A 467-nucleotide genomic window follows, 5' to 3' on the forward strand; every position below is an offset into this window, starting at 1 on the left:
GTAGCATGTCTTCACTTGGTGAGATCTTAAGCTCTTCACATTCGCGAGAGAAGAAGTTCCAGTGTGCTTCTCGCCACCATTCTAGTGTTTTGTCACCCTCGCCTTCAGCGGCAGCAAACTCAGCCGTCACTTCGTTGTATTTGCACAATAACACCGAGGTAATCTCTACAATGCAAACTGGTATGCCATCCCAATCAGTGACGACTTGCAAATGGCCCACGACAGGCATCGCTTCTCCTTCATGGCTATACCAATATTCAAGGCTACAAGATGCTTGCTTCTCACCTTTTAGTATCAGTTGCGCACAGAGGTTGGCGTTATATTCGTCGGCGCAGTAATAATCAGTACTAAAGGAGGTGTATTGTGAGGCAACGTCTGCTGGTAATGTGTTGAGGTAGCTCTCGAGATAAGCTTTGCTTCGTTCTTCCATGATTTTTCCAAATTCAATATAAGCTTCAGCCGATAAG

At 45.6% G+C, this 467-nt stretch carries 1 protein-coding gene; it reads right to left on the reverse strand.

Features of this window, described 5'->3' with window-relative positions; all coding sequences use genetic code 11:
• Positions 1-430 (reverse strand): ASCH domain-containing protein (locus tag AB4496_RS28660; RefSeq protein WP_372133482.1); only part of this gene is annotated, 430 nt, incomplete at its 3' end.
• Positions 431-467 lie beyond the last annotated feature (37 nt).

This window comes from Vibrio sp. 10N.222.46.A1, assembly GCF_041473595.1.
Taxonomy (GTDB): Bacteria; Pseudomonadota; Gammaproteobacteria; order Enterobacterales; family Vibrionaceae; genus Vibrio; species Vibrio tasmaniensis_A.